Origin of the sequence: Microbacterium halotolerans (genome assembly GCF_003569805.1) — a bacterium.
Lineage (GTDB): Bacteria > Actinomycetota > Actinomycetes > Actinomycetales > Microbacteriaceae > Microbacterium > Microbacterium halotolerans.
Genome location: NZ_KZ984051.1, coordinates 1,071,213 through 1,094,987 on the forward strand (window position 1 = coordinate 1,071,213; position 23,775 = coordinate 1,094,987).

22 protein-coding genes are annotated in these 23,775 nt (G+C 66.2%); 15 read left to right on the plus strand and 7 right to left on the minus strand.

Annotation, left to right across the window (positions count from 1 at the left end):
- Positions 1-83 precede the first annotated feature (83 nt).
- From DZG09_RS04780 to DZG09_RS04795, 4 genes are read left to right on the plus strand one after another with little or no spacing between them, the layout of a single operon-like run.
- Positions 84-710 (plus strand): N-6 DNA methylase, encoded by a 627-nt coding sequence (locus DZG09_RS04780; RefSeq protein WP_119696522.1) that lies wholly within the window; start codon positions 84-86, stop codon positions 708-710.
- A complete protein-coding gene (locus tag DZG09_RS04785) occupies positions 707-2,374 on the plus strand; it encodes an Eco57I restriction-modification methylase domain-containing protein (protein WP_119696523.1) in 1,668 nt (555 codons plus the stop codon). The genes DZG09_RS04780 and DZG09_RS04785 overlap by 4 nt, the downstream gene beginning before the upstream one ends.
- On the plus strand, positions 2,367-4,916 hold the full coding sequence (locus DZG09_RS04790; protein ID WP_240423703.1) for a GIY-YIG nuclease family protein: 2,550 nt from the start codon (positions 2,367-2,369) through the stop codon (positions 4,914-4,916). Before DZG09_RS04785 ends, DZG09_RS04790 begins: the two co-directional genes overlap by 8 nt.
- 48 nt (positions 4,917-4,964) lie before the next feature.
- Positions 4,965-5,846 (plus strand): FRG domain-containing protein, encoded by an 882-nt coding sequence (locus DZG09_RS04795; RefSeq protein WP_119696525.1) that lies wholly within the window; start codon positions 4,965-4,967, stop codon positions 5,844-5,846.
- Between the two features lie 106 nt (positions 5,847-5,952).
- On the opposite strand, the gene DZG09_RS04800 is transcribed toward DZG09_RS04795, so the two are convergent.
- Both DZG09_RS04800 and DZG09_RS04805 read right to left on the minus strand, forming a co-directional pair.
- Positions 5,953-6,249 (minus strand): HigA family addiction module antitoxin, encoded by a 297-nt coding sequence (locus tag DZG09_RS04800; RefSeq protein ID WP_119696526.1) that lies wholly within the window; start codon positions 6,247-6,249, stop codon positions 5,953-5,955.
- Positions 6,250-6,259: 10 nt separating this feature from the next.
- Positions 6,260-6,541: a type II toxin-antitoxin system RelE/ParE family toxin gene (locus tag DZG09_RS04805; protein ID WP_119696527.1), complete on the minus strand. Its 282-nt coding sequence runs from the start codon at positions 6,539-6,541 to the stop codon at positions 6,260-6,262.
- An 84-nt stretch (positions 6,542-6,625) separates the two neighbouring features.
- Here DZG09_RS04805 and DZG09_RS04810 point away from each other — a divergent pair, with 84 nt between their 5' ends.
- Positions 6,626-6,952, plus strand: coding sequence for a nucleotide pyrophosphohydrolase (locus DZG09_RS04810; protein WP_119696528.1), 327 nt, complete (start codon positions 6,626-6,628; stop codon positions 6,950-6,952).
- On the plus strand, positions 6,939-8,723 hold the full coding sequence (locus tag DZG09_RS04815) for a DUF2075 domain-containing protein (protein ID WP_119696529.1): 1,785 nt from the start codon (positions 6,939-6,941) through the stop codon (positions 8,721-8,723). The genes DZG09_RS04810 and DZG09_RS04815 overlap by 14 nt, the downstream gene beginning before the upstream one ends.
- 54 nt (positions 8,724-8,777) lie before the next feature.
- On the opposite strand, the gene DZG09_RS04820 is transcribed toward DZG09_RS04815, so the two are convergent.
- A complete protein-coding gene (locus tag DZG09_RS04820; RefSeq protein WP_119696530.1) occupies positions 8,778-9,914 on the minus strand; it encodes an ROK family transcriptional regulator in 1,137 nt (378 codons plus the stop codon).
- 173 nt (positions 9,915-10,087) lie between these two features.
- Between DZG09_RS04820 and DZG09_RS04825 the strand changes: the two genes are divergently transcribed.
- Genes DZG09_RS04825 through DZG09_RS04855 form a run of 7 tightly spaced genes read left to right on the plus strand, consistent with a single transcriptional unit; the run spans position 10,088 to position 18,604 of the window.
- The gene (locus DZG09_RS04825; protein WP_119696531.1) at positions 10,088-11,902 is read left to right on the plus strand and encodes a peptide ABC transporter substrate-binding protein; all 1,815 of its coding nucleotides are present in this window, start codon (positions 10,088-10,090) and stop codon (positions 11,900-11,902) included.
- A 6-nt stretch (positions 11,903-11,908) separates the two neighbouring features.
- Positions 11,909-12,943 carry an ABC transporter permease gene (locus DZG09_RS04830; RefSeq protein ID WP_476738594.1) on the plus strand — a complete coding sequence of 345 codons (1,035 nt, stop codon included), beginning with the start codon at positions 11,909-11,911 and terminating at the stop codon, positions 12,941-12,943.
- A 5-nt stretch (positions 12,944-12,948) separates the two neighbouring features.
- Positions 12,949-13,776 (plus strand): ABC transporter permease, encoded by an 828-nt coding sequence (locus DZG09_RS04835; RefSeq protein WP_119697397.1) that lies wholly within the window; start codon positions 12,949-12,951, stop codon positions 13,774-13,776.
- Positions 13,773-15,440 carry a dipeptide ABC transporter ATP-binding protein gene (locus DZG09_RS04840; RefSeq protein ID WP_119696532.1) on the plus strand — a complete coding sequence of 556 codons (1,668 nt, stop codon included), beginning with the start codon at positions 13,773-13,775 and terminating at the stop codon, positions 15,438-15,440. The genes DZG09_RS04835 and DZG09_RS04840 overlap by 4 nt, the downstream gene beginning before the upstream one ends.
- A gap of 1 nt (position 15,441) precedes the next feature.
- Positions 15,442-16,944, plus strand: a complete 1,503-nt coding sequence (locus DZG09_RS04845) for a M81 family metallopeptidase (RefSeq protein ID WP_119696533.1) — start codon at positions 15,442-15,444, stop codon at positions 16,942-16,944.
- A gap of 29 nt (positions 16,945-16,973) precedes the next feature.
- Positions 16,974-17,696, plus strand: coding sequence for a copper homeostasis protein CutC (locus DZG09_RS04850; RefSeq protein ID WP_162893161.1), 723 nt, complete (start codon positions 16,974-16,976; stop codon positions 17,694-17,696).
- On the plus strand, positions 17,693-18,604 hold the full coding sequence (locus DZG09_RS04855; RefSeq protein WP_119696535.1) for an ROK family protein: 912 nt from the start codon (positions 17,693-17,695) through the stop codon (positions 18,602-18,604). Before DZG09_RS04850 ends, DZG09_RS04855 begins: the two co-directional genes overlap by 4 nt.
- A 347-nt stretch (positions 18,605-18,951) precedes the next feature.
- On the opposite strand, the gene DZG09_RS04860 is transcribed toward DZG09_RS04855, so the two are convergent.
- Together DZG09_RS04860 and DZG09_RS04865 are read right to left on the minus strand one after the other, a co-directional pair.
- Complete coding sequence (locus tag DZG09_RS04860; protein ID WP_205529062.1) at positions 18,952-20,205, minus strand: low temperature requirement protein A; 1,254 nt, start codon at positions 20,203-20,205, stop codon at positions 18,952-18,954.
- A 48-nt stretch (positions 20,206-20,253) separates the two neighbouring features.
- Positions 20,254-20,877, minus strand: coding sequence for an NAD(P)H-dependent oxidoreductase (locus DZG09_RS04865; protein WP_119696536.1), 624 nt, complete (start codon positions 20,875-20,877; stop codon positions 20,254-20,256).
- Positions 20,878-20,947: 70 nt separating this feature from the next.
- Here DZG09_RS04865 and DZG09_RS04870 point away from each other — a divergent pair, with 70 nt between their 5' ends.
- Entirely contained in the window at positions 20,948-21,526 is a 579-nt protein-coding gene (locus DZG09_RS04870; RefSeq protein WP_119696537.1) for a TetR/AcrR family transcriptional regulator, read from the plus strand.
- Positions 21,527-21,549: 23 nt separating this feature from the next.
- Here DZG09_RS04870 and DZG09_RS16970 read toward each other — a convergent pair whose 3' ends face one another.
- Both DZG09_RS16970 and DZG09_RS04880 read right to left on the minus strand, forming a co-directional pair.
- Positions 21,550-21,678 (minus strand): macro domain-containing protein, encoded by a 129-nt coding sequence (locus DZG09_RS16970; protein ID WP_276116171.1) that lies wholly within the window; start codon positions 21,676-21,678, stop codon positions 21,550-21,552.
- A 27-nt stretch (positions 21,679-21,705) separates the two neighbouring features.
- A complete protein-coding gene (locus DZG09_RS04880; protein ID WP_119696538.1) occupies positions 21,706-22,458 on the minus strand; it encodes a GntR family transcriptional regulator in 753 nt (250 codons plus the stop codon).
- A gap of 210 nt (positions 22,459-22,668) precedes the next feature.
- Here DZG09_RS04880 and DZG09_RS04885 point away from each other — a divergent pair, with 210 nt between their 5' ends.
- Positions 22,669-23,745, plus strand: coding sequence for a substrate-binding domain-containing protein (locus DZG09_RS04885; protein WP_119696539.1), 1,077 nt, complete (start codon positions 22,669-22,671; stop codon positions 23,743-23,745).
- Positions 23,746-23,775 lie beyond the last annotated feature (30 nt).

Genomic DNA, 23,775 nt, shown 5'->3' on the forward strand with positions numbered 1-23,775 from the left:
CGTCGGCACCGGTGGCATGCGCCAGAGTGAATGTCACCGGGTATAAGTACACTGAGCAACATGCAGGGTGAAAGTACACGGTCGTGAGCGGCGAGAAGCTGGTCAAGTCACGGCAGCGAGTCGCGGATCATGGTGAAGTCTTCACGCCGCGCTGGCTGGTCGAGGACATGCTGAACCTGGTGCAGTCGGAGACCGAGCGGATCGACTCGCGCTTCCTCGAGCCCGCCTGTGGATCGGGGAACTTCCTGGTGCCGGTGCTCGAGCGGAAGCTCGCAGCGGTGCAGGTGAGGCACGGGCGCAGCGACTTCGAGCGGCGTCACTACGGCCTGTTCGCGCTGATGTGCGTGTACGGTATCGAGCTCCTGGCGGACAACGCGGAGGAGTGCCGCACGAACCTCTCGGGTACTTTCGCCCGGTTCCTGAAGGCAGACGCCCCGGATGAGTGGATCCGTGCGGCGGACGTCGTGCTCGCGGCGAACATCGTGCAGGGTGACGCCCTCGAGATGACGACGTCGACGCGGGAACCCATCGTCTTCCCGGAGTGGGGATATCTCGGGCGCGGCCGGTACCAGCGTCGTGACTTCGCCTACGACAGCCTGACTCAGCGCTCCTCGTTCCAGGGGACGTTGTTCGACGGGTTCGAGGAGCACGAGATCTTCACGCCCGTGCGGACCTACCCCGCGATGACGGTCTCGGAGCTGGCCTCATGAGCGCCCCGATCATCGACGAGCCTGTCGTCTCGGGGTTCCGCACGCATAACCCTGACGTTCTGACCTGCATCGCGAACCTGTCGAACGATGAGGTGTTCACGCCGCCCGGCCTCGCCAACCAGATGCTCGACGCCCTCGAGGAAGCGTGGGCCGAAGCAAACGACGGGGCGAGCATCTGGTCCGACTCGTCGGTGACGTTCCTCGACCCGTTCACCAAGTCGGGAGTGTTCCTGCGGGAGATCACGCGACGACTCACGGACGGACTCGCGGACGAGATTCCGGACCTCGACGAGCGAGTCGATCACATCCTCACGAAGCAGGTCTTCGGTATCGGGATCACTCAGCTAACGGCGCTGCTCGCCAGGCGCAGCCTGTATTGCTCGAAGGACGCGACGGGCAAGCACTCGATCGCGAAGTCCTTCGACCGCGACTGGGGGAACGTGTGGTTCGAGCGGACCGAGCACATCTGGGTGGGTGGCAGGCCCAAGCACGATCTGCTCGACGCAGAAGGTGATCCGGTGGTTGTGGGGCGTCGGTGCAGGTTCTGCGGGGCGCAGGAAGACGCGTACGGGCGTGGAGATGACCTCGAGAGTCATGCCTATGCCTTCATTCACACTGACGACATCAAGGCTCGCGTCGCCGAGCTGTTTGGGGGCGACATGCAGTTCGATGTGATCATTGGGAACCCGCCGTATCAGCTCGATGATGGCGGTTTCGGAACCAGCGCCGCGCCGATCTATCAGCTGTTTGTTGAGAAGGCTCTGTCGCTCGATGCTAGGTTTGCCGTTTTCGTCACGCCATCTCGATGGTTCGCGGGTGGTAAAGGGTTGGACGGTTATCGGCAGAAAATGCTGAACGAACATCGGTTGCGCACACTAGTTGACTTTCCGAAGCTGTATGACGGGTTTCCCGGCGTCAAAATTAGAGGAGGAGTCTCGTACTTCCTTTGGGAGCGCGATTATGACGGCCCGTGTGCAGTGCAGACGATGTGGGACGGCAAGTCGCTCGGGCCCAGCTTGGAGCGCTACCTAAACGCCTACGACGTTCTCGTACGTCGGAATGAAGCCGTACCGATCCTTGAGAAAGTCCGGGCGAAGGGCGAGCCGACGCTTGACTCTCGAGTGTCCAGTCGAAAGCCATTTGGGTTGGCTACCAACTATCGAGGGGAAAGCTCTCCGGTTGGGTTGGAGGATCCGGTCAAGTTGTTTGGCAATCAAAGAGTCGATTGGACGGAGCGGGACGATCTTCCGGCAAATCGGAACTGGGTCGACGACTGGAAAGTACTGATGACTCGTGTTCAAGGCACGAGCGCCGCGGTCGAGACGAAGTTCTTGAGTAAACCGATCATTGCTGGTCCTGGGACAGCATGCACTGAGACTTACTTGGTCGCCGGGAGATTTGACTCCCGGCAGGTGGCCAATCTGTACGCAGCTTATCTACGAACTCGGTTCGTGCGTTTCTTGGTATCCCTACGCAAGTCGACGCAAGATGCGGCGCGCGGTGTTTATGCGTTCGTCCCGGACCTTCCGCTTGATCAAGAGTGGACGGATGCGAAGCTTTACCTTCGGTACGGCCTGACCTCCGAGGAGATCGCCTTCATCGAAACGCAGGTGGCTTCGCATGTCGGCGACACTCCAGTAAATGAGGACGAGTTCAGTGACTGAGGGTACACGAGTCGTCTTCGTCGCCAAACCCGACGCTCGACCTCGGATCTACGCATACGCGATCCACGACGACGCGCACTCCGGCCTGCTCAAGGTCGGACAGACAACACAGGACGTCAAGGCGCGCGTCGCGCAGCAGCTCAGAACCGCGGCGATCCAGAACTTCACGATCGTGCTCGACGAGCCCGCGGACCGAGCCGACGGGTCTCTCATCACCGATCACGAGGTTCGCGCCCGCCTGAAGGAGAAGGGCTTCGAGAACACCCAGCTCGAGTGGATGCGGTGCGATCTCGACGATGTGCGCGCGGCGATCACGGAGCTGCGTCAAGGCAAGCCAGCGGGCGGGACGCACTACGCAACCTTTGGCATGCGCGACGAGCAGCGTGCCGCGGTCGACAAGGCATACGGGTACTTCCAGTCGATCTGGGCGGATGACGCCGACGACGTCCCCGAGTTCCTCTGGAACGCGAAGATGCGTTTCGGGAAGACCTTCGCGACCTACCAGCTCGCGAAGAGACTCGAAGCGAAACGGGTGCTCGTCATCACCTTCAAGCCCGCGGTCGAAGATGCATGGCGCACCGACCTGCAGTCGCATGCCGACTTCGAAGAGTGGCAGTACCTCTCGCGTGCGACCGGCGGAGACCCGAGCACGATGGATCCGGATTACCCCCTCGTCTTCTTCGGATCGTTTCAGGACCTGATGGGGCGTGACGCCGCGGGCAATTTCAAGGCCAAGCATAAGTGGCTGACCAACCTGGCCTGGGATCTCGTTGTGTTCGACGAGTATCACTTCGGCGCGTGGCGTGACGCAGCCAAGGAACTCTTCGAGGGTGAGGACGAGCAGACTGCGAAGGCTGAGGCGAAGACTGACAAGGACCAGGATGCCTTCGCTGAGCACGTCGAGGAGCTCGGCGACGACCCCGAAGCGTTCGTCCCGATCCGGGCGAACGCGTACCTGTACCTCTCGGGCACGCCGTTCAAGGTGCTCAAGGAAGGTCGTTTCATCGAGGAACAGATCTTCAACTGGACCTACAGCGACGAGCAGCGGGCGAAGGCAAGGTTCGCCAAGGCGCACCCGGAGACGAAGAATCCCTATGCCGCGCTGCCCGAGATGCGACTGCTCACCTATCAGATGCCGGAGGAGCTGCTCGTCGTCGCGAGCAAGGGCGAGTTCGATGAGTTCGATCTGAACACCTTCTTCGAAGCGAAGGGAGAAGGCGCCGACGCCGAGTTCGTGCACAAGGACGAGGTGCAGAAGTGGCTCGACATCGTCCGCGGTGCGCACCTGCCGACGCAGGTCGACGCGCTGAAGGCAGGGACGAAGCCGCCGTTGCCGTACTCGGACACGCGCCTTCTGCCGTACCTGCAGCACTCGATCTGGATGCTTCCGTATCGGGCATCCTGCTCGGCGATGGAGAATCTGCTCGCGGAGCGGCAGAACACCTTCTGGCACGACTACACGGTCGTCAACGTGTCCGCCCCGGGAACGGGCGTGGGGCTGGACGCGCTGCCGCCCGTGCGGAAGGCGATCGGCAGCGGGCACGATACCAAGAGCATCACCCTCACGGTCGGCAAACTGACGACTGGGGTCACCGTTCCTCAATGGTCGTCCATTCTCATGCTCCGCAATCTGCAGGCGCCAGAGACCTACTTTCAGGCGGCCTTCCGCGTGCAGTCTCCGTGGACCATCCGGAATCCCAATGGTGACGACCCGAACGAGGAAGAGATCCTCAAGCCCGTCTGCTTCGTCTTCGACTTCGCGCCGACCCGCGCACTGCGGCAGATCAGCGAGTACGGCCAAGGCCTCTCGCCTGAGACGCCCAACCCCGAGCACGCCGTCGCGGAGCTGGTGAGCTTCCTCCCCGTTCTGGCCTACGACGGGTCGCACATGACTCAGGTCGACGCGGGGCAGATCCTCGACATCGCGATGGCGGGCACTTCGGCGACCCTGCTCGCGAGGCGGTGGGAGTCTGCAACGCTCGTCAACGTCGACAACCTCACGCTAAAGAAGATCATGAGCAATTCCGACGCCATGGCCGCGATCATGAACATCGAGGGCTTTCGCGCGCTCGGCGACGGTGTCTTCGAGACCGTCGTCAACAAGAGCGAGGCCGTGCAGAAAACCAAGAAGGAGAAGGGCGACGACCTCGACAAGTCGGAGAAGAAGGAACTGACGGCCGAGGAGAAGGAATACAAGTCCAAGCGCAAGCAGATCCAGGAGAAGCTGGTCAAGTTCGCCACGCGCATCCCGGCGTTCATGTACCTCACGGACTACCGCGAGCACACCCTCAACGACGTGATCCGCAAGCTCGAACCAGAGCTGTTCCGCACCGTGACCGGCCTGACGATCGAGGACTTCGACCTGCTCGTCTCCCTCGGTGTCTTCAACGCCGGTCACATGAACCAGGCGATCTTCGCCTTCCGTCGCTACGAGGATGCATCGCTGCAGTACACGGGCATCGACTCGCACGAGGGGCTGCGACAGTACGGCGGGTACGATACGGTCGTGGCCGCTGAAGAGGTCGTGGGTGGTGGTGCCTAATCCTGCTGCGAATCTGAGTCAGTCCTCTGGAACCCGACAGGACGAGTCATGAGCGCACGACGATGGCGGGGCACCGGATGGTACGTGTCGCCGAACTCCGCGACCGAGGTCATGGCGATGATCGCTCGCGTAAGCACCCACAGCACGAATCACCGTTTTGCCTGGCGTGGGCTCGCGTCCGCAGATTTCACCTTGTCGTCTTCGTTGCATCGGCACCTCGCAGATGAAGGACGCGTCGTTACAGAGGACAGTCTGTTGGAGCGGGAAGAGCAGATTCTGCGCGAAGCGCGAAGATGGGGTCTGGGCGTCGAAGGCGGCCAATTCGTGGACGATCTTCAACTGCTTGCTGATCTTCAGCACTTCCGTGTGCCGACGCGGTTGATTGACGTCACCAGCAACCCGATGACGGCACTTTGGTTTGCAACCGCTGCGCTATCGCATGACGAGTCCGGCTTGGCTAGATCTGGTCTGCTGATCGCGATCAATATGAGCTGGTATAGACGAGAAGCGACGTCAGAAAGTCAACCCCAGACTGTGTTTAGAACGGTGGGAGCACCGGGCCAGCCACTCGACAAGATGCGACGTCAAGGGCTCGATCTGGATACGCCCTTCATCGTCAGCTCGAGCTTGCCGAACCCGCGTCTTCGCGCTCAAGAGGGGTACTTTCTAGCGAGCTCCCATCCTGCACGCGGCGAGCTCATGGCAAGCTTGAAGATAGACGTGCCGCCACCGCCCGCTGAGCCGCTCGTAGAAACTCTCAATCGGGAACGTGGTCGCGGGTACCCGATGAACCTCCCGTTCGTCGCAATCATGATCAGTCCGCAGTTCAAAGCGAAACTTCGTCGCTACTTGAAGCAGACGTACAGCAGAACGGAACGGAATCTGTTTCCAGACTTCACAGGCTTCTACGATCATGGCGCCTGGAGGTAGCGTGATCGCCTGTGCCCAGGCCAGGGGCGCGTGAGGGACCGTACGTCCGCGTTCTTCTGGTGATCCGCGCTGATCTCGCACACTTCGTTGGTGGGGCGTGATCCGTCTACGTCACCAGCGGAACGATCGCGTCGAACTCCTCCTGGTGTGCCTCCTTCTCGACGGCCAGGTCATAGTCGAGCTGCAGATCGAGGAAGAAGCGCTCGCTCATGCCGAGAGCTTTGGCGATCCGGACTCCCGTGTCAGGGGTGATGCGGCGCTTGCCGTGCACGATCTCGTTGATCCTGCGAGGGGGCACGCCGATGCTCTTCGCCAAGCGGTACTGGGAGATGCCCATCGGTCGCAGGAACTCCTCAAGCAGCACTTCACCGGGTGTGATCGGTGGGAATGCCTTGTCGTTCATCAGGTTCTCCTCAGTGGTAGTCAACGATCTCAACCTCCTCGGGGCCGTCCGCCGTCCAACGGAAGCAGATGCGGAACTGGTTGTTGATGCGGATCGAATGCTGCCCGGCGCGGTTTCCTGAGAGCTTCTCCAACCGGTTGCCGGGCGGCACTCGCAAGTCGTTCAGGTTCGCGGCGCGATTCAGGATCAGCAGCTTGCGGTGCGCCTGTCGTTCCAGCTCGATGCTCAACTTCCTGACTCGCTCGCGCCGCCAGACCTGTTCAGTCAGGGCATTCGCGAACGAGCGGATCATCACAGCAATGATAACGCGTAGCGTTACTAGTTGTCCATGGTTCGGCGTGACGCTTCCGTCCGACCCCACCGATACACTGACCCCGTGTCGATCGAAGCCGTGCAGCAAGAGCTGAAGGAGTTCGTAGCCGAGCGCGAGTGGGCGCAGTTCCACTCTCCCGAGAACCTCGCCAAGTCGGTCTCGATCGAGGCGGCGGAGCTGCTCGAGCACTTCCAGTGGGGCGTGCCGACGGACGACGAGCGCGGCGAGGTGCTCGACGAGCTCGCCGACGTCCTGACGTATTGCCTCCTGCTGGCGGACCGGCTCGGTGCCGACCCGCTCGAGATCATCCGGGCGAAGTTGGAGAAGACTCGCGCGAAGTATCCCGTGGGCAAGACCCGCGGGCGGAGCGCGAAGTATGACGAGCTTTGAGATCAACCGCGGTCCGTTCACCGGTACCGCGATTGAGGCGCTCGGAGGCGCCGGGAATCGACTCGCGAACTGGCCGGTCGTCTACGTGCTGAACGACGACAGATCTGTCTACGTAGGGGAGACGCTCAACGCAGCGAAGCGGATGCGTCAACATCGCGACCCGAAGTCGAGCAACCGAGCGATGAAGCAGTACCGGATCGTGCTGGGCAAGCGATTCAACAAGTCGGCCTGCCTCGATCTCGAGTCGCAGCTCATCCGATACTTCAGCGGCGACGGCGTGCGCCTGGTGCGCAACCGCAACGATGGCGTGACTGACGCCGAATACTACGAGCGCGCGTCCTATCAGCAGACATTCGCCGACGTGTTCGAGCAGCTCCGGGCGGAAGGCCTGTTCGCGCAGTCACGTCACGAGATCGAGAACAGCGACATGTTCAAGCTGTCGCCGTTCAAAGCGCTGGAGCCAGGGCAGCGGGCCACCGTCGAGAGCATCCTTGAGGCGCTGTTCGAGGACCTTCCGGAGAAGTTCGACCGCGACGACGCAGCGCGGACGGGCGAGAGGACTCGCACGAGCACCACGGTCGTCCAAGGCGCGGCAGGCACAGGCAAGACGATCGTCGCCATCTATCTGATCAAGCTGTTGCGTGACATCGGAGTCGCCGATGACGTCAAGGCGTTCGAGGCCGACTCCGTGTTCTCCGACTTCTTCATGAGCGGCTACCGCGACAAGGCGAAGGGGCTCAAGATCGGATTCATCGTGCCCCAACAGTCGCTCCGCGAAACCGTGAAGCGTGTGTTCAAGCGGACGCCCGGGCTCAGAGCATCGATGGTTCTGACCCCGTGGGACCTCGAGAAGCATGAGGGCGAGTTCGACTTGCTGGTCGTCGACGAGGCGCACAGGCTGAATCGGCGCGCGAGCCAGGCGCACCCGACCCTGACGACGCGCTTCGGCGAGGTCAACAGAGCGCTGTTCAAGCGGGACGACTACGCGTTCACCCAGGTCGATTGGGTGAAACGAAAGAGCAAGCACCAGATCTTCTTCCTCGACGATGGACAGACCGTGCGCCCGGCGGATATCTCGTACGAGACCCAGCGTGCGCTGATCTCGGACGCGAAGAATGACCATCGCTTCCACCGTCTGATGACGCAGATGCGCGTGAAAGCGGGCACTGACTATGTCTCGTACGTGCGCGGGTTGGTTTCGGGCAGGCGGCCAGCCCTCGTGGATATGGGCGAGTACGACTTCCGCCTGTTCGACTCCGCTGCCAAGATGCGCACGGCGATAGCGGACCGCGACTCAGAATTCGGGCTTTCGCGCATGGTGGCCGGGTACGGGTACAAGTGGGTCTCCCGCCACCATCCGGATCAGCACGACATCGTGATCGGCGATGACTTCGCGATGAGTTGGAACCGCACCGCCAAGGACTGGATCAACTCGTCGACTTCGGCGGACGAAGTCGGGTCGATCCACACAGTGCAGGGATACGACCTGAACTACGCCGGCGTGATCATCGGGCCGGAGCTGAAGTGGGACGCTGAAGCGCAGCGGATCGTTGTCGACCGTTCCAACTACTTCGACACGAAGGGCAAACAGAGCAGCCCGAAGTTCGGCATCACCACGACCGACGAGGACCTGGTCGAGCTGGTCGTGAACATCTACGTCGTCTTGATGACGCGCGGGATGCTCGGGACCTATGTATGGGTGCACGACAGGGGGCTGCGGGCCGTGATCGACGAGGCGCTGCGCCCGCTGCAGCTTCGCCCACGCTCGTGAGCAGGGCCTTCGGCTGCGGCTGTACCGGCCCCGAGCACGGTGCCCCGCCGTCACTCACCCGTGCGTCAACCGCGCAAGCAGTTCGTTGACCTCACGTGCGACACCCACCAGCGCGGCGTCCGCGCCGAGCGCTGCTGGGGCGATGGTCAGGTCCCGCGTCATCAGCGGGTGCGAGCCTTCGTATATCTCGCTGCGCAGGGCGGACATGAACGGTTCGAGCGACGTCAGCGCGCCGCTGACGTACAGCGCGCTCGGGTTGAAGAAGTTGACCACGGCGCACAGCACCTCGCCGAGGTGGTGGCCGGATTCCCTCGCCAGGCGCGTCGCGACCGGGTGGGCATCGCGCACGAGCGCGAGCACGTCGGTCGTCGACTCGACCTCGACGCCCTCCTCTTGAAGCAGACGGACGAGGGCGGCACCCGAGGCGACCGTCTCCAGGCACCCGCGATTGCCGCACGAGCACTGGCGATCGTGCGCCGCCGAGACTCGGGTGTGGGTGATGTCTCCGGCCACGCCCCCGGCGCCGCGGTAGGTCTGTCCCTCGATCACGATGCCGGCACCGATCGCGGTGCCCGCCTTCACGGTGATCGACGCTGTCGCCGACGGCGAGTGTGCGAAATGCTCGCCGATGGCCATCGCGTTGGCGTCGTTCTCGACGGCCGCGGGAACACCGGCGATCTCGCTCAACAGCGTGCTGATGTCGATATCCGCCCATCCGGGCATGCGCGACGGGCTCACGACGCCGCGCGTGTTCGTGTCGACCGGGCCAGGCAGAGCGATTCCGACGCCCGCCAATGGGGCCGCCCCGGCCATCCGGCGCAGTTCATCCACGCACGCGGTGAGCACGGTGCGCGGCCCGTCGCTCATCGTGACTGGGATCTCCGTGCTGCTTGCGAGCGACTTCCCGCGCGGCACGACCGCCAGGCGCGCGTGCGCGCCGCCGAGGTCGATCGCGCCGATCAGGTCGGCGTCACCGGCCAGGCGGAGCTCCTTCGCGCGGCGGCCACCCGTCGAGCCGCGGGCTTCCCCTTCTTCGACCAGACGCTGCGCCAAAAGCGACTGCACGTGCTGCGACACCGTCGACGGCGACAGGTTCAGGATCTGTGCGATGTCGCGACGCGAACGGGCGCGGCCAGACCCGATCACGGCGAGCACGTGGTTCTCGGCCGTGCTGTTGCTGGTGCGCGTCATGGTGCCCCCTCGCAGCGATACTTTGTGCGCGTCGACTTCTTACGGTATCGGATTAACTTATTCGTGACACTTCATACTATTTACGTAAGAACTTAGTTCGGCTACCGTAGTTACGGAACTGCTCCACATCCCATCGCCGCGCGACGCCGCGCGGGTATCCACCAGGAGGACACATGCGAGCGAACTTCGCATCTCGCGGCCGCAGGGCTGCACTGACCGCGCTCGGCGCGGCCGCAGCTGTCGGGCTCATCGCCGGCTGTACGGGCGGGGCCGGCAGCGGCACCGCGAGCGGTGATGACACGAACGAGGTCAACTACGCTCTTCCCGCCAACGCGACCCCCAACTGGATGATCCCGCTGGCCACCGCAGGCAAGATGACGTCGCACAACTCCGCCATGATCCGCTCGCTGTATGAGCCGCTCATCGCGTACGACGGCTCGGAGGGCGACGCCGTCGACCGCGTTCCCACGGCCGACCTCGCCGACACCGTCGAGTTCAGCGAGGACGATACCGAGGTCACGATCACGCTCGACGAGCGCACCTGGTCGGACGGCGAGCCGATCACATCCGCCGACGTCGCCTTCTGGCTCGACCTCGTCAAGGCGAACAAGGACGTCTGGGGCAGCTACCGCGCCGGCGCCATGCCCGACCTGATCGACACGGTCGAGACGCCGGATGACAAGACCGTCGTGCTCACCTTCGACGGTTCGTACAACGAAGAGTGGCTGCTCGCCTCGCAGCTCACCCTGATCGTTCCGATCCCGGCGCACGCCTGGAGCATCACCGAGGACGGCGGCACTCCCGATCCGGAGCTGGCGAAGTCCGAAGAGGGCGCGACGCAGATCTGGGAGTACCTGATCGCGGAGGGCGAGGACCTCGGCGGCTATGCCGGCAACCCGCTCTTCGACACCACGAGCGGCCCGCTCGCGCTCGAGAGCTTCAGCGACAGCGGCAAGGTCACCCTCGTCAAGAACGACGCCTATGACGGCGATGACGCGGCGCAGTCCGAGACGATCAACTTCCTGCCCTTCACCAGCGTCGACGCCGAGGTCGCGGCCGTGCGCTCGGGCGAGGTCGACTACGGCTACATCCCGACAAACGAGCTCGACAACTCGGCTCAGTACGAAGACCTCGGCTTCGACGTGGTCAACTGGGACGGCTGGGCGATCACCTACCTGCCGTACAACTTCAACAACCCCGAGATGGGCCCGGTCTACTCGCAGCTGTACGTGCGCCAGGCGCTGCAGCAGCTGATCGACCAGGACACGATCGCCGAGACGGTCTGGCACGGCGCAGCGAACCCGGGCTACGGCCCGGTTCCGCAGAACCCCGACAACAAGTTCCTCTCCGACGAGCAGCGGGAGAATCCGTACCCGTTCGACCCGGATGCAGCGGCCGCGCTGCTCGAGGACAACGGCTGGACGCTCGGCTCTGACAGCATCTGTGAGTGCGTCACCGGCGCCGACTGCGGTGAGGGAATCTCGGACGGGCAGAAGCTCGCCATCACGATCCTGACCCAGAGCGGCAGCACCGAGACGGACAACATGTTCGCCACGATGAAGTCGACCTTCGAAGAGGCCGGCGTCGGCGTCACCATCGAGGAGGCCCCGCTGAACACCGTGCTCGGATCGATCCCCGCCTGCGAGTCGGATTCGCCCGAGTGCACCTGGGAGCTGCCGTTCTTCGGGACCGCGGGCTCGTGGTACTTCCCGGCGTACTCGACCGGTGAGCAGCTCTTCTCGACCAGCGGCGGATCGAACTTCGGCTCGTACAGCGACGAGAAGATGGACGAGCTCATCGAGGCCACCCTCGCAGGTGGCGACGAGACCGCGATGCAGGAGTACTCGGCCTACGGCGCGACGCAGCTTCCCGTGATGTGGGTGCCGAACCCCGTGTACCAGATGTCGGTCATCAGCCAGGGCATGACCGGCGTCGAGCAGGACTCGCTGGGCAACTTCCACCCGCAGCGCTGGGGCTGGGAGAAGTAGAGCCCCGTGAGCTCGACTCCCGATTCGCTCCCCGCGACCGTCGCCGCTCAGGCGGCGGTCGCGGGCAAGCGGCCGCGCCGCCACCCGTTCCTGTTCTTCCTGCTGCGCCGCATCGCGCAGGCGCTCGTCGTGATCTTCGTGGTCACCATCGTCGTCTTCGTGCTGCTGCAGATGCTGCCGGGAGGCCCCGCGCGCGGCGTGCTCGGAGTGCAGGCCACGCCCGAGCAGATCGCGCAGTTCAACCAGCAGCAGGGCTATGACCGCCCGCTCTGGGAGCAGTACTTCGCGTTCCTCGGTCGCCTGCTCACCGGCGATCTCGGGCAGTCGTACCTGCTCAACATGTCGGTGGCCGATGCCATCAGCATGCGCCTGCCGAAGACCCTGCTGCTGACAGGGCTGTCGTTGGTGATCGCCCTGGTCATCGCCGTGCCGGTCGGCATCTTCCAGGCGGTGCGCCGCAACCGCGGTGCGGACTACACCCTGTCCGCGCTCGCGATCGTCGCGTACTCCACGCCGAGCTTCTTCCTCGGCATGCTGCTCATCATGATCTTCAGCCAGACGCTCGGCCTCCTGCCGGCCAACGCCCCGCAGGGCGAGACCGTCACCGCCGTCCTGGCCGAGCCCGCGCGACTCATCCTTCCGGTGCTCACCGGCGCGATCCCGCTCGTCGCCAACTTCAGCCGCTACATGCGCTCGTCCGCGCTCGACAACCTCAGCGAGGACTACATCCGCACGGCGCGTTCGAAGGGCACTCCGTTCAAGCGCGTGCTCTCCAAGCACCTCCTGCGCAACTCGCTCACGCCCGTGATCGCGATGCTCGGCTATCAGCTGCCGGTGATGTTCGGCGGCGCTCTCGTGATCGAGCAGCTCTTCAACTACCCGGGTATGGGCCTGCTGTTCTGGAGCGCGGCGCAGTCGAGCGACTTCCCGGTGCTGCTGGGCTGCGTGCTCGTCATCTCGGTCGCGACGGTCATCGGCTCGCTGCTGGCCGACATCATCCAGGCGGTCCTCGACCCGCGCATCCGGGGAGGCCTCGCGTGAGCTTCATGAAACGCTTCGCCCAGAACAGGCTGGCCGTCGTCGGCCTGGTCATCCTCGCCCTCGCGGCGCTGTTCGTGACGATCGGGCCGCTGCTGTACCCGACCGATCAGGTGCACACGAACCTCGAGATCGCCGATCTGAAGCCGGGCGAGCAGGGGCACCCGCTCGGCACCGACGCGCTCGGCTACGACGTGCTCGGCCGCCTCATGATCGGCGGACGCACATCGCTGCTCGTCGGTATCTTCGCCGGCCTCTTGGCCACCGTGATCGGCACGATGTGGGGCGCCATCGCGGGCTACGTCGGCGGGGTCGTCGATGCCGTGATGATGCGCATCGTCGACGCCGGAATCGCGATCCCGGCGATCTTCCTGCTGCTCGTGCTGTCGAGCATCGTCCAGCCCAGCGTGGTCATCATGATCGTCGTCATCGGTGTGGTGTCGTGGCTCGTGCCCGCACGCCTGGTGCGTGCCGAGGCGCTGTCGGTGAAGACCCGCGACTACGTGGTCGCCGCCCGCGCGATGGGCGCCTCGCACACGCGCATCGTCGGCCGCCACATCGTGCCGAACACCGTCGGAACCGTCGTCGTCAACGCGACCTTCCAGGTCGCGGACGCGATCCTGCTCGTCGCCTACGTGAGCTTCCTCGGCATGGGCCTGCAGCCGCCGGCCACCGACTGGGGTGCCATGCTCAGCGACGGCCTCGGTCTCATCTACCAGGGCGCCTGGTGGCTCATCCTGCCGCCCGGCATCGCGATCGTGCTCGTCGTCTGTGCGCTGAACTTCATCGGCGACGGCCTGCGCGATGTCTTCGACGTGAAGGGAAAGACGGCATGACCGAGTCCGTTTCCGCGGTCCTCCGCGTCGACGACCTGCGTGTGCGCTTCGCCGGGCAGGAGGAGGACGCCGTCCGCGGCGCTGCGCTCGATGTCCGACCCGGCGAGGTCGTCGCCCTCGTCGGCGAGTCCGGATCCGGCAAGTCCGTCACATCGTTCGCGGCGATGGGCCTGCTCCCGCGCACAGCGACGGCGCGCGGGTCGATCACCATCGGCGGCACTGAGGTGCTCGGCGCCGACACCGCCACGATGGACTCGCTGCGCGGCCGTGCCGCCTCGATGGTGTTCCAGGAGCCGATGACGGCGCTGAACCCGACGATGAGCCTCGGCGCCCAGATCGCCGAGGCCATCCGCAACCACACCCCCGCGACGAAGTCCGAGGCCCATCAGCGCGCCGTCGAGCTGATGGGCAAGGTCGGCATCCCCGAGCCCGAGCGGCGCGCCAAGCAGTTCCCGCACGAGCTCTCGGGCGGCCAGCGCCAGCGCGTCGTGATCGCCATCGCCCTCGCCTGCGAACCGAAGGTCATCATCGCCGACGAGCCGACGACGGCGCTCGACGTGACGGTGCAGGCCGAGATCCTCGACCTGCTGCGCCGGCTCGTGCGCGAGCGCAGCACCGGGCTGTTGCTGATCACGCACAACATGGGCGTCGTCGCCGATCTCGCCGACCGCGTCTTCGTGATGCGGCGCGGGGAGGTCGTGGAGTCCGGGCGGGCCGAGCTGGTGCTCACGGCGCCGACGCACGAGTACACCCGGAGTCTGCTCGCGGCGATTCCGGCCCTGCCGCCTGCCGCCTTCGGCGGTGCCGAGGCGGCCGGCGCCGCACACGAGTTCGAAGCGCCGGAATCGCCGGTCATCTCGTTCGCAGGCGTCACCGCGGGCTATCGCGTGAACGGCAGGTACGTCCCGGCTGTTCACGACATCAGCTTCGCCATCGGCGCCGGCGAGTTCGTCGGCCTGGTCGGCGAATCCGGTTCGGGCAAGTCAACCGTCAGCAAGCTCGCGCTGGGCCTGCTGCCCGCGGCATCCGGCGAACTCAGCCTGCTGGGCGAGCCGATGCACCGGATGCGCGGTCGCCGCGCACGCCGCATGCTCAGCGAGATCGGCGTCGTGTTCCAAGACCCCGGTGGGTCGCTCGACCCGCGGATGACCGTGGGCGAGTCGATCGCCGAGCCTCTCGCGATCCATCGACCGAGGCTGTCGGGCGCCGACCGCCGCGCGCGCGTCGTCGAGCTGCTCGACGCCGTTCGTCTGCCCGCCGACGTGGCCGGCCGCTACCCGCACGAGTTCTCGGGCGGTCAGCGTCAGCGCGTCGGCCTGGCCCGCGCACTCGTGCTGAAGCCGCGTCTGCTGGTCGCAGACGAACCCACGAGCGCCCTCGACGTGTCGGTGCAGGGCGAGGTGCTCGACGTGCTGCGCTCGCTGCACGCCGAACTCGGCTTCGGCTGCCTGTTCGTCAGCCACGATCTCGGCGTCGTCAACGAGCTCACCGAGCGCGTCATCGTGATGCGCGCTGGCCGCATCGTCGAACAGGGGCGCACCGCCGACGTGCTGCGCGCCCCGCGCGAGCTCTACACGCAGGAACTGCTGGCGTCTGTGCCTTCGCCCGACCCCGTCGCCCAGCGCGAGCGCCGTGCCGCCCGCGCTGGTCTCATGGAGATCTGACATGACCCTTCCCCGTATCGCCATCGTCGGCATCGCCATCGAGTCGAGCGCGTACGCGGCCCACAAGGCCGACTACCGCGACTTCCCGGTGCTGACGGGAGATGCACTGTTCGAACGCTACGCCTTCCTCGCCGAGGGGGCGCCGCTGCGGGAGGCGGCCGAGTGGCTGCCGATATTCATGGCTCGCGCCATCCCCGGCGGTGCTGTGCGCCGCGAGGTGTACGACGATTTCAAGCAGCGGATCGTCGCGGGGCTGCGCGAGGCCGGCCCCGTGGACGGCGTGTACTTCGACATCCACGGCGCGATGAGCGTTGTGGACGTGGACGACGCCGAGGGCGACCTCGTCACCGCGGTGCGCGAGGTCGTCGGCAGCGATGCACTGATCGCCGCGCCGATGGACCTGCACGGCAACATGTCGGAGACCCTCGCTCTCGCTCTGGACCTGCCGACGTGCTATCGCCTCGCGCCGCACGAGGATGCGTGGGAGACCAAGGAGCGCTCGGCCGCGCGCCTCGTCGAGTGGCTCGGCCGGGACGAGAAACCGATGACCGCATGGGTGCGGGTGCCGATCCTGCTGCCGGGGGAGAAGACATCGACGAGGGTCGAGCCTGCCCGCTCCCTGTACGCGCAGATCGACGACGTCGAGAAGAAGCCGGGCGTCAGCGACCTCGGCCTGTGGATCGGCTACGCGTGGGCGGACGAGCCGCGCTGCCACGCCACAGTCATGGTCACGGGCGACGAGATCGACGTCATCACGGCCGAGGCCGAGCGGATCGCCGGCGAGCTGTGGGACGCCCGAGAAGGCTTCGAGTTCGTCGGGCCTCCCGGCACGCTCGACGAGGCCGTGGCGGCGGCGCTGGCGCACGAGGGCGAGAAGCCCTACCTGATCAGCGACTCGGGTGACAATCCAGGCGCGGGCGGCTCGGGCGACGTGACGTGGACGCTCGCTCGCCTGCTCGGCAAGCCCGAGCTGACAGGTGCGGACGCGCCGGTGACGTATGTCGCGTCGGTCTTCGACCACGAGGGCGTCGCCGCGCTGGCCTCTGTCGCGGTGGGCTCGGAGGTCGACGTGACCGTCGGCGCTCGGGTCGATGACCGCGTCTCCGGTCCGGTGCGCATCGCCGGCGTGCTCGAGTCGTTCCACGCGGGCGACCCGGCCGCGGGCCGCATCGCCGTGGTCCGCGTGGGAGGCATCCGGGCGGTCGTCACGGAGTTCCGCAAGGCCTACCACGACGTCGCCGATTTCCGGGCGATCGGGCTCGAGCCGACCGAGGCGGACATCGTCGTGACGAAGATCGGCTATCTCGAGCCGACCCTGTACGACGTCGCGAAGGGCTGGACGCTCGCGCTGACGCCCGGGCCGGTGGACCAGGATCTGGAACGGCTCGGCCACAGCCGCATCGTGCGCCCGATGTTCCCCTATGACGACTTCGCCGAGCGGCCCGACCTGTCGGCGGCGGTGCTGCAGAACCGCGGCTACGTGCGCGGCTTCGCCGGCGCATGAACGCGCAGGCATCGGAATCAGGGGAACGGATGACCTTCTTCGAACTCGCCGTGCAGGATGCGCGGGGCCTCGTCGTCGCCGCGGATGTCCGCCCCGACCGGATGGAGCTGTGCACCGCGCTGTCGACCGGTGGCGTGACGCCGTCATCCGGGCTCATCGAAGCGGCCGTGGCCACGGGGGTGCCAGTGCACGTGCTGGTGCGCCCACGGGAAGGCGGCTTCGAGTACGAGGAGAGCGAGAAGGCACTGATCGTGGCGGATGCGGCGCGGGCCGTCTCGCTCGGCGTCGCGGGCGTGGTCGTCGGCGGGCTCGCGGACGGCGTGATCGATGAAGCCCTCATGCTGCGAGTGCGCGAGGTCGTCGGAGATGCAGAGGTGACGTTCCATCGGGCGTTCGATCAGCTCGGCGATCTGGAAGCCGGCATCGAACTTCTCGCCGGTCTGAGCGTGACGCGCGTGCTGACATCCGGGGGCGCTCCGTCGGCTCTCGAGGGCGTCGAGGTGCTCCGCCGGCTTGTGCAGCGTGCGGCCGGGCGGGTGCAGATCATGGCGAGCGCCGGCGTGACGTCGGTGAACGCCGGGACGCTGGCCGACACCGGGGTCGACGCCGTGCACGCGTCGGCGAAGAGGGCCGTGGTCGAGCGCTTGGCCGTCGGCCTCGGCAGCGCAGCCGGCGCAGGCGAGACAGTGTTCCACACGGCGGACGCCGACGAGGCCCGCGCGATCAAGGCAGTGCTGCGAGGAGAACGTTGAGCGCGCTCGGCATCGACTATGGCGGCACGCATACGAAGCTGCTGCTCGTCGACGAGGGTGGGGCAGTGCTCTCTCGGGAGACCGTGCCGACCGGAACGCTGGCGGAGCTCGGCGCTTCTGTTCGTCGCTTCCTCGAGACAGCGTCGGTGGCGGCGCAGTCGTTCGCCGTCACCGTGGCGGGAACGCTGGACCCGTCGACCGGAGTCGTGCGGCGCAGCGCGAACCTGCCGTGGCTCGACGGAGTGGCGCCGGCGGAAGTGCTGTCCGAGCTTCTCGGAATCCCAGGCGTGGCGGTGCAGGACGGTGAGGCGGGGGCGATCGCCGAGGCTCGCTTCGGCGCAGGCCGGGGCAGCGACGAGGTGTTCGTGATCGTGCTCGGCACCGGCATCGCCGGGGCCCACGTGCTGAGCGGCTCAGTGCAGCGCGGTGCCCACGGAGGCGCGGGCGAGGTCGGGCATGTCCCGGTCGCCGACAACGGCGTGACCTGCTCGTGCGGCCAGGTGGGATGCCTGGAGACCGCGATCGGCGGGCAGCAGGTGGGGCTCCGTTGGAGAGATCGTGGTGCCGAGAACCAGGACGCGAGCGCACAAGACGTCGTAGCAGCAGCGGCTTCGGGAGATGAGGCGGCGGTCGCCGTCCTGGACGATGCCGCCCGCGCCCTCGGCCGAGCGATCCTCAACGTGAGCGCTCTGGTGGACCCGGCGCTGATCGTCGTCGGCGGGGGTGTCTCCCGCTCGCCTGAGTGGACGGTCGAGCCGGCCGTCGCATACGCCCGGGAGAACGCGACCTTCCACGTCGTGCCCGAGCTGCGGCTGGCGTCTCTGGGCGTGTGGGCAGGGGCCCACGGCGCGGCCGCGGTGGCGGCGGATACGTTCGTCGGAGCGAGAGCGCAAGCCCACCGACCCTGAGCCGAGTGAGTCGTCGACAGTTCGGTGCTGACGCAGTGCTGCATATGCGGGCCGGGGTGAGCCACCCTTGGAGGCTCCCGTGTCCCGCACCCCGCTCCCGCCGTGACGCGCGTCAGGAAGCGCACCTCGCGGTCCGTGAGCGGAACTCGGTTTTCAGCGCGGAGTAGTGCCCTGGAGCCGTTGAATCGTCGGTGCGACCTCGAGCGCCGATACCGCAGCATCCATGCCGTACCGGTCGCGGAGGGCAGCGAGCATGTCTGTGGGAGTGAGCGCGGGGCCGTGACGCCCGCTCCGATCGCAGTATGTCAGGAGCCGAGGTTCGATTCGTGGCGGCTCCGCGCTGCCCCCTACCCGACCACCCGCTCCAGCGCCCGGGCGCGCGACCGGTGCCCCCACAGCTCATCCGCGACGATCTGCACGGCCGGGGCGACGGCGATGATCACCAGGCCGACGACGAAGGGCGCGCCGGCGACGGTGATCGCCACCGCGCCGACGATGAGCACGACGGCGATCGTCATCGTGCCGGTCTCGGCGCGGGAGTGCGCCCATCCGATGAGCGTGCTGCGCATGATCTCGAAGCCGACGAGCGCGATCACGAGCGGAACGGCGATGGCCAGCAGCGCCCCGCTCGAGGCGACGTGCTCGGGGTCTTCGATCGCGTACGCACCGACGTGCAGACCGGCGCCGATGGCAGCGATGGCGGCGTAGATGACGATGTGCCCGTAGCCCCATGCGAAGACGCGGCCGGGGCGCGCGTGCAGCGCCTCTCCCGTGGGGATGAGGAACCACAGCCACCACAGTGAGAACGTGATCGTGAGGCCGGCGAGAGCGAGCACGAGCAGTTCGGGGCTCCATCCGGACGACTCGAGTGCGGCCGAGACGGCGACCTCCGTGCCGACCACGCCCTCGCCCAGGGCGATGATCAGAAGCAGCCCGTATCGCTCGGCGATGTGGTGCGCGTGCCACGGAGTGCGACCGTGCCGCTCGGCGACCACCGGGCCCAACAGCTCCACGCAGTACAGAACGAGCGATCCGACGAGCATGGTGGTGACCGTCGTCTCGATGAACGCCAGTACCACCCAGCCCACCTGTGCGATCGCCAGCGCCGCCGCATAGCGCAGCGCTGTCTGCCGCATGGCGGAGTTCTGCACAGCGACGCGCAGCCACTGGATGAGCATGGCCACGCGCATCACCACGTAGCCGAGCACCATGCCCGTGTTGTCCAGCACCATCCGGCCTGTTTCATCCGGCTCGAGCGAGGCGAACATCTGCGGAATCGATACCGCGAAGATGACCACGCCCACCATCTGCAGCAGTGTCGCTGCTCGGAACAGCCAGTCGTCGGTATCGAATGCCGAGGAGAACCACGAGTAGTTGATCCACGCCCAGACCCCCGCGAACATGGCGAAGCCGAACCCGATCAGCCCTCCCGTGAGGTTCTCGTGGTGGATGAGGTTCGCGAGGCCGTTCGCCGCCTGCGCGAACGAGATGACGAAGACGAGGTCGAACAGCAGCTCGAGGGTGTTCGCGGCGCGACCGCGCTCGTGCGGATCGCGGCCTGTCATCCGCCGGATGTGATGGTGCAGAGAACCGGTGCTCATGCCTCGAATGCTAAGCGTTCATCCGGGTCTGCGCGTGCACCTCGCGACTCACACTCGTCTGTGCTCCTGGTTCAGCAGCGCGGCGTCCTGTGTTCCGGCGACTGCTCCTCCCGAAGCCCGATCCCGCCCCGCCGCCTTCGCAACGCGTTCGAGCCATCCGGTCCGCGTCGCCTCGCTCGCGTGGCGCACATTAGTGAATCGCATCGTGCGGACAGGCCGGATGCCGCAGAAGCTCAGCGTGTTCGCGCTGATCTGCTTCGCCGCAGTGTCGCCGGTGAGCGGCAGGATCCAGCGCGGGGTGTCGCTGGTGATGATCACGCGGCCTGTGCGGCCGGTGAGCAGGCCCTCCGGCAGGCCGTTGGACCGGTAGCGGTAGGTGACCTTCGGCAGCAGAATGCGATCGAAGAAGCCCTTCAGCAGCGCAGGCGTCGACGCCCACCAGGTCGGCGTGGCGACCACGATGCGGTCGGCTGCGAAGACGGCGTCGAGCGCGTCGGCGAGGTCGGGCTCGAGGGGCTGGTCGCCGCGGTAGCCGAAGTGGCTGATCGGGTCGAAGTCGAGCTCGCGCAGAGCGAGCAGGCGGGCGTCGCCGTGTGCATCGGTGTAGCGGCGGGCGAGTGCCGCGGTGAGGGAATCGGGGTTCGGGTGGCCGTCGATGACGAGCGCGGACATGGTGCCTCCAAGGTTGATCTTGACAGTGCCCACAATCTGGACAATGTCAGGATGAACTACAATCTTGCGCATGTCAAGATCGTCGGCGAGCTATCACCACGGCAATCTCCGCGCCGCGCTGCTCGACGCGGCCGACGCGATGCTCGCCGAGAGCGGATCCGCGTCGCTCAGCCTGCGCGAAGTCGCGCGGCGAGCCGACGTGAGCCACAACGCGCCCTACCACCACTTCGCCGATCGCACAGCGCTGATGAAGGCCCTTGCCGAACATCACATGGCGCGCCTGCTCGAGGCGCAGCGCGCAGCGGCGGCTTCGTCGGATGCGTCGACTCGACTGCGCGAGGTCGGGCGTGCGTACGTCGGCTACGCCGTCGCCCATCCGCAGGGGTTCGGGGTCGTCTTCGACCCGGAGGTGTGCGTGCCGGGGCAGCCGTCAGCGACGATGGCTCCGCTCATCGAGGCCAACGAGCAGATCCTCGCCGAGATCGTGCGCGACGTCGCTCCCGAGCTCGATCCGGATGCTCGCGCAAGCGCGGAAGCAGGGCTGTGGGCGTTCGTGCACGGGCTCGCGGAACTCATCATCGCGGGGCATCTTCCGCCCGAGTCGGCGGAGTCGGCCGTCGATGGGCTCGCGGCGGTCATCGCGCGGTAGTCGGCGGCTGCGGCGCCAGACGGTCACGGCTCGCCCGCACGATGGATCGCGCCGTCGATGCCGCCGCCGCGTATCGCGTTGCTCGCCGCGTTCACAACGGCGTCGGTGTGCTGGGTCGTGATGTCACCGAGGGCCGCGGCGAGGGTGGTCAAGGGGTCACTTTCCTCGGTGCGCCCGCGTCACCGAATCCCCACGTAGAAGCGCGAGGTGTCGCTGCGGTGCAGTGCGCTGTAGTGCTCGATCCGCGTGCCGTCGGCGTCCCACGCGACCGACTCGATGGACAAAGCGGGCTGTCCAGGGTCGAGCGACAGCAGCTCGGCCTCCTCTGCGCTCGGAATCACGGCCTGGAGCCAGCGGTCAGCGCCTGAGACTTCGGTGCGGTAGTTGCGACGCAGATGGTCGTAGAGGGAGCGATTCTCGAGATTCGCTTTCGGGACGCCCGGGAACAGGTCCAGCGGCAGTGTCGTCTCGACGAGCAACCAGGGCGAGCCGTCCACGAAACGAAGCCGCCGCAGGCGCGTCACACGCGCGTTCGGAGAGATCTGAAGGGCTTCTGCCTCACGTTCAGTGGCGTCGTCCTCGATCTGCGAGATTACCTGCGTGTGCACCGAGCGTCCGGTCGCCCGCAGGTCGGCGAGGGAGCCTGCGTTGGAGCCGATGAAGCTCAGATCCGATCGCGGCGGCGACACGAACGACCCCTTGGCGGCGATCTTGTAGATGTGGCCGCTGCGTACGAGTGCCGCAAGTGCTTCGCGCACTACCGTACGAGACACGCCGAACTGGTCGATGAGCTCTGCCTCCGACGGGAGCGCCTGATCGGGGCGCAGTGCGTCGTGAGCGATCGCGTCACGCAGCAGCGCGGCCAGCTGCTGCCACAGCGGCCGATCCGACGTGCGATCCAGGCTGTAGTCCCGCAGCGTCCGTGCGCTCATCGAAGGCCCCCTACTCGTCGCGCACTCGATTCCGGCGCGTCGCTTGCTTCATTCATGTTGACACCTCTCTCGGGCATCTCTATATTAGCGTCATGACCAACTTGTCATGATGAGTTGGTTGTTACAACCCGCAATCACACCGCCACCGGTCGTACCGGATGACGGTGACAACCGTCCACGCAACGCAGCGAAACCACAGGAGACACAACGATGTCGTTTCTCAAGTCATGGCGCACCGGCGCCGCCGTACTCGCACTCGGGGCGCTCGCCCTCACCGGCTGCTCGGGAGGCACGCCCGACTCCGACGCAGCACCGGGGGAGGGGGAGCCGATCTCGATCGCCCTCAGCAACGGATTCGTGAACGGTTGGCGTCTCACGCTCATCAACCAGGTCGAGCAGGTCACGGACGAGCTCCAAGAGCAGGGTGTCGTGAGCGACTTCAGCTCGGTGAACGCACCGGGCGAGAACAGCGCGACCGAGCAGGCATCTCAGATCCGCAGCCTCATGCTGGAGGATCCGGATGTTCTCATGGTCATTCCCGCGTCCTCGACCGCGCTCGTTCCCGTCGTCGAAGAGGCATGTGCGGCCGACATCACCGTCATCGTGCTCGACGCCGACATGGATGCCCCGTGCGCCACGGTCGTGCGCAATGACTATGCGAAGTGGGGCGAGGTGTCGCTCCAGCCCGCTCTCGACGCGATCGACGGCGAGGGCAACATCGTGCTCAACCGAGGTGTGATCGGATCGCAGCCGGACGAGGCCTTCTACGCCAGGCAGCAGGAGATCCTCGCCGAGTACCCGGATGTCGAGGTGGCCGCCGAGATCAAGGGATTCTGCGACAGCAGCACCGCGCAGAAGGAGATCACCGGCATCCTGGGCTCGCTTCCCGAGATCGCGGCGGTGCCCGGCTGCATCGGCGGGATGGGAATCGTCCAGGCGTTCGAATCGGCGGGCCGCGAGGCTCCCGCCGTCGTCTTCGACACCGACGGCAAGTCGCTGAAGTACTGGCAGGAATCGGGCATCGACAACGGCTCGTTCTCGGCGCTGACCGACCCAGGACAGGGCGTGGCCGCGATCTACGTCGCACTGGAGAAGCTGGCCGGGGAGGACGTTCCCGAAGAGCTGATCCTGCCGTTGGTCGAGATCACGCAGGACGACCTCGACTACTGGGTCGAGAGCCTCTCCGCCGACGAGTACGCGGCATACCCCTGGGATGAGGAGAGCATCGCCGCGGCGATCGATGCGGCCAATGCAGGGGAAGAAGCCGAGGCACCGGCGATCCGATAGCGATCAGAGAACCGGATGAGCAAGAGGACG